This window comes from Halohasta sp. A2 (assembly GCF_056175805.1).
This window is the reverse complement of the sequence record NZ_JAQFWV010000283.1, coordinates 1-255: the sequence shown is the minus strand read 5'-3', so window position 1 is coordinate 255 and position 255 is coordinate 1. Positions and strand designations below refer to the sequence as shown.

General features: G+C 60.0%; 1 pseudogene. It reads left to right on the top strand.

Annotated elements, in window-relative coordinates:
- Positions 1-255: pseudogene (locus tag O2S87_RS19150) on the top strand (IS5/IS1182 family transposase); the annotation flags it as partial.

The following is a 255-nucleotide window of genomic DNA, read 5'->3' as shown; positions in this document are numbered from 1 at the left end:
AGGAGATCACTACTGACGCAAACGACGTCCAGCAGCTCAAGCCGATGCTGGAGACCTGCGAGAAGGTGAACGGCAAGCGCCCGGAGAAGGCGCTTGCCGACGCTGGCTACTGGAGCAAAGCGAACGCGCAGTTAGCGGATGAGCAGACAGAACTGTTCATCGCCACGACCAAAGACTGGAAGCGACGGAAAGAACTCCGGGAAGCGGATCCGCCACGAGGGCGGATCCCCAAGTGGTACGGGCTGAAAGAACGCA